The organism is Roseateles sp., assembly GCF_031397715.1.
In the GTDB taxonomy this organism is placed as follows: domain Bacteria; phylum Pseudomonadota; class Gammaproteobacteria; order Burkholderiales; family Burkholderiaceae_C; genus Paucibacter_A.
The window spans coordinates 1-4,310 of the sequence record NZ_JANNMI010000191.1; the positions used below are offsets into that span (position 1 = coordinate 1).

Here is a 4,310-nt window from a genome sequence, read left to right on the forward strand (position 1 = left end):
AAGATCAGCCGCCCTTGCTTGGGCGCTTGCCCGGGTTCTTCTTGCTGCGGGTGTGCACACCGCGCTCAAGGCTGGACTTTTGGCCGTGGCCGGCGGTGAAGGTCACGCCAACGGGAGCGGCAGGACGGGGAGTAGCACGACGAGCGGCTTCGGTGATGATTTTGTTGCCCATGAGTGGCTCCAGTACAAAGGATTGATTGACTGCTAACAGCGAAACTAAAAGCAAAGCTAAAAGCAAAAATTCACCAACCCCTTTTCACTTAGGCCTCATTTTTTGATTGAAGCTAAGCAAAGCCGACATCCCGGTTGGGCGCTTGAGGTGTTTTCAGGTCTTTTCAGACCTTGTGTCGCTTCATGCACCCAATCTCAACACGGCTGAGTTGGAAAGAATCCAGCATTTTACACAAGCCGCCGCGCCCAGGCCTGCAGCATCAACTCCGCACCGGCCAAATTGGTGGCGCAGGGCACATTGTGGACGTCGCAGGCGCGCACCAGCGCATTGATATCGGGCTCATGCGGCTGCGGCGTCATCGGGTCGCGCAAAAAAATCACCGCGTCCACCTCACCCATCGCCAAGCGCGCGCCGATCTGCAGGTCGCCGCCATGCGGGCCGCTGAGCAAGCAGTCGACCGTCAGACCCAACTCCGCGACCAAGCGGCGCCCGGTGGTGCCGGTGGCCATCAGGCCGCAGGCCTGCAGCAGGCCCAGGTGCTTGGCGGCCAAGGCCACCATATCGTTCTTTTTGCCGTCGTGGGCGATCAGTGCGAGTCTCATCATGCCCCTCATCTTAGAGATTAGCAGTTACAGCGCAGCGTCAAAAAAAGAAGGTGAAGAAGCGCCGCGCACAAAGCCGGCCGAGGCCTGCATCAGCTGACGGGTGTAGTCGGCGCTCACGCGCCGCTCGGCCAGATCGGCGGCGCTGAGGCTCTCGACCTCGCCGCCTTGGCGCATCACCATCAGCCGCTCACACAGATGGGTGACGACGGCCAGGTCATGGCTGACCATCAAAAACGTCAGGCCACGCTCGGCGCGCAGGCGCTCCAGCAGGTTCAAGACCTCCGCCTGCACCGAGGCGTCGAGCGCCGAGGTCGGCTCGTCCAGCAGCAAGACCTTGGGCTCCAGAATCAAGGCCCGCGCGATCGCCACCCGTTGGCGCTGGCCGCCCGAGAGCTGGTGCGGGTAACGAAATCGAAAGCCCGCCCCCAAACCGACCGCGTCCAGCACCGCTTCGATACGCCGCTCGGCGTCGCCAATCGCGTGGATGGCCAAGGCCTCGGCCAACATGCTGTCGACGGTCTGGCGCGGGTGGAGTGAGCCATAAGGGTCCTGAAACACCATCTGCACCGCGCGCCTGAAGGCCTTGCTGCCGGGCGCGGGCAGCTCACCCGCGCCGGTCAACTTGACCGTTCCGGCTGCCAGCGGCGCCAGGCCGCAAATCGCCCGCAGCACGGTGGACTTGCCCGAGCCGGACTCGCCGACCAAACCAAAACTCTCACCCGGTGCGACTGCCAGGCTCAACTCATGCACCGCGGTGAAGCCGCCGAAACGCACCCGCAGGCCGCTGACTTTCAAGCCCACACTCATGATTTCCATGCCTCCTGGCGCTGCAAAGTCGGCAGCGGATGGCGAGGTGCGCCCAAGCGCGGTAGGCAGTTCAACAAGCCCTGGGTGTAGGGATGTTGGGCCGCATGCAGCTGAGTGGCTGCAATTTCCTCGACCACGCGGCCCGCATACATCACCAAGATACGGTCGCAAAAACTGGCCACCAAGCGCAGATCATGCGAGATGAAGATCAAGCCCATGCCGCGTTGACTGACCAGCTTGTCAAGAATGCCCAGCACCTGCAGCTGCACGGTAACGTCCAGCGCCGAGGTCGGCTCATCGGCAATCAAGAGCTGTGGCTCGGCGATCAACATCATCGCCATCATCACCCGCTGCCCCATGCCGCCCGACACCTCGTGCGGGTAGAGCCGCGCCACCCGCGCCGGGTCTTCGATCGCCACATCGGCCAGCGCCTGCATGACACGTTTGCGCACCTCCGCCTTGGGCCAACGCTGATGCGCGAGCAAGGTCTCGGCGATCTGCGCGCCAATGCGCATCACCGGGTTGAGCGAATACTTCGGGTCTTGCAAAACCATCGCGATGTTCCGGCCGCGCAGGCTGCGGCGCTCGGCCGGGCTGCAGCTCAGGAGGTCCATGCCGCCGAAGCGCAGGCGATCGGCACTGACCCGCGCCTCGGGCGCCGACAGACCCAAAATAGCGCGGCCGGTCTGCGACTTGCCCGAACCGGACTCGCCGACTAGCCCCAAGCGCTCGCGGCCGAGTTGGAACGACACGCCGCGCACCGCTTCGCTGAAGCTGCCGTCGCGATTCGGAAACGCTACCCGCAGGTTTTCAACTTCCAGCATATTTGTCGAGTCGCTCATTCGCCCGCCTTCGGGTCAAGTGCATCCCGCAAACCATCGCCGAGCAGATTAAAACCTAAGCTGACGATGAAGATGGCAAGACCTGGCCCCGCCGCCACCCACCATTGATCCAGCACATATTGGCGGCCGGCGGCGATCATCGCGCCCCACTCGGGGCTGGGCGGCTGCGCGCCCAGGCCCAAAAAACCCAAGCCGGCGGCAGTCAAAATGATGCCGGCCATGTCCAGCGTGACGCGCACGATCACCGAAGGCAGGCACAGCGGCGTGATGTGGCGCCAGACAATCCGCCAGCGCGAGGCGCCCAGCAGTTGCGCGGCGGCGATGTAGTCGGCATGGCGGATGGTCAGCGTTTCGGCGCGGGCGATGCGGGCATAGGCCGGCCAGGAGGTGATGGCAATCGCCAGCACCGCGTTTTCGATGCCGGGGCCGAGTGCCGCCACAAAGGCCAGCGCCAGAATCAGGCGCGGAAAGGCCAAAAAGATATCGGTCACGCGCATCAGCACGGCATCAACCACGCCGCCGAAATAGCCGGCCACGGTGCCGACCAACAAGCCAATCGGTGCCGCCAGCAGCGCCACCAAGGTGACCACAAACAAGGTGATGCGCGAGCCATGCAAGATGCGCGACAAGATGTCGCGGCCCTGGTCATCGGTGCCCAGCCAATGGTCGGCCGATGGCGGCAGCAGGCGCGTGGTCATCAGGTCGCCGACGTTAGGTGCGTAAGGTGCGAGCCAGGGCGCCAAGGCGGCCACCAGCACCAGGCCCAGCACGATGGCCAGACCCAACAGCGCTAAGCGGTTGCGCGCAAAGGCGCGCCAACCCGCATAGGCGCGGCCCCAGGCGGCTTGCCGGCGCGAGCCGGGCTGCTCGCTCATCAACCAACTGTGGAGAGATGAAGCGCCACTCATCTTGTGCGCGGGTCCAGCAAACGATACATAAGATCAGAGAACAGATTCAAAGCAATGAAGACGGAGCCGACCACCAGCGTGCCGCCCAGCACCGCGTTCATGTCGGCGTTTTGCAGCGAGTTGGTGATGTACAGGCCCAGGCCCGGCCAGGCGAACACGGTTTCGGTCAGCACCGAGCCTTCCAGCAGGCCCGCATACGAAAGCGCAATCACCGTCACCAAGGGCACGGCCGCATTGCGCAGCGCATGGCGCCAGATGATGGTGGCCTCGCTCAAACCCTTGGCGCGCGCGGCCACGATGTACTCCTGGCTCAGTTCCGTCAACATAAAACTGCGCGTCATGCGGCTGATGTAAGCGAGCGAAAAATAACCCAGCAACCCAGCGGGCAGCGCCAGATGCGACAGCGCGCTTCTGAAGGCCAGCCACTCGCCCGCTAATGCACTGTCCACCAGCACCAGCCCGGTCACGGTCGGCACGCTGTAAGCGAAGGCAATGCCGATCCGCCCGGGCCCGCTGACCCAATCGAGCTTGGCGTAAAACAGCACCAAGCCCATCAGCCCAAGCCAGAAAATCGGCACCGAATAGCCGATCAAGCCCATCACCCGCACCAATTGATCGGCCAAGCGCCCGCGCCGCACGGCTGCCCACACGCCCAGGGGCACGCCCACGCCGACACCAATGATGATGCCCATCGTGGCCAACTCGATGGTGGCCGGGAAGACGCGGATGATGTCATCCAGCACCGGCCGCGCCGTCAGCACCGACACGCCCAGATCGCCCTGCGCGACCTTCAGGACATAGCGGCCAAACTGCTCCCACAGCGGCTGGTTCAGGCCCATCGCTTCGCGCATCTGCGCCATCTGATCCTCGGTGGCGCGGTCACCCAGCACCGCCAGGACCGGGTCCACCGGCACCACCCGGCCGATGAAAAAGGTCACGGCCAACAGACCCAGATAGGTCAGCGCGACCACCGGCA

General features: G+C 64.1%; 6 protein-coding genes. All 6 read right to left on the reverse strand.

Annotated elements, in window-relative coordinates:
• Positions 1-4: 4 nt before the first annotated feature.
• Complete coding sequence (locus RMO57_RS08125; protein ID WP_310385693.1) at positions 5-172, reverse strand: hypothetical protein; 168 nt, start codon at positions 170-172, stop codon at positions 5-7.
• A gap of 227 nt (positions 173-399) precedes the next feature.
• A complete protein-coding gene (locus tag RMO57_RS08130) occupies positions 400-786 on the reverse strand; it encodes a methylglyoxal synthase (protein ID WP_310385694.1) in 387 nt (128 codons plus the stop codon).
• A gap of 15 nt (positions 787-801) precedes the next feature.
• Entirely contained in the window at positions 802-1,584 is a 783-nt protein-coding gene (locus RMO57_RS08135) for an ABC transporter ATP-binding protein (RefSeq protein WP_310385695.1), read from the reverse strand.
• Positions 1,581-2,426 (reverse strand): ABC transporter ATP-binding protein, encoded by an 846-nt coding sequence (locus RMO57_RS08140; protein ID WP_310385696.1) that lies wholly within the window; start codon positions 2,424-2,426, stop codon positions 1,581-1,583. The genes RMO57_RS08135 and RMO57_RS08140 overlap by 4 nt, the downstream gene beginning before the upstream one ends.
• Entirely contained in the window at positions 2,423-3,301 is an 879-nt protein-coding gene (nikC, locus tag RMO57_RS08145; RefSeq protein WP_310385697.1) for a nickel transporter permease, read from the reverse strand. The genes RMO57_RS08140 and nikC overlap by 4 nt, the downstream gene beginning before the upstream one ends.
• 29 nt (positions 3,302-3,330) lie before the next feature.
• On the reverse strand, positions 3,331-4,305 hold the full coding sequence (locus RMO57_RS08150) for an ABC transporter permease (protein WP_310385698.1): 975 nt from the start codon (positions 4,303-4,305) through the stop codon (positions 3,331-3,333).
• Between the last annotated feature and the right edge of the window lie 5 nt (positions 4,306-4,310).

What these genes read in the sequence shown, in the direction of transcription:
- RMO57_RS08125 (WP_310385693.1), bottom strand. Translation starts at nt 172, where the DNA reads ATGGGCAACAAAATCATCACCGAAGCCGCTCGTCGTGCTACTCCCCGT.
- RMO57_RS08130 (WP_310385694.1), bottom strand. Translation starts at nt 786, where the DNA reads ATGAGGGGCATGATGAGACTCGCACTGATCGCCCACGACGGCAAAAAG.
- RMO57_RS08135 (WP_310385695.1), bottom strand. Translation starts at nt 1,584, where the DNA reads ATGAGTGTGGGCTTGAAAGTCAGCGGCCTGCGGGTGCGTTTCGGCGGC.
- RMO57_RS08140 (WP_310385696.1), bottom strand. Translation starts at nt 2,426, where the DNA reads ATGAGCGACTCGACAAATATGCTGGAAGTTGAAAACCTGCGGGTAGCG.
- nikC (WP_310385697.1), bottom strand. Translation starts at nt 3,301, where the DNA reads ATGAGCGAGCAGCCCGGCTCGCGCCGGCAAGCCGCCTGGGGCCGCGCC.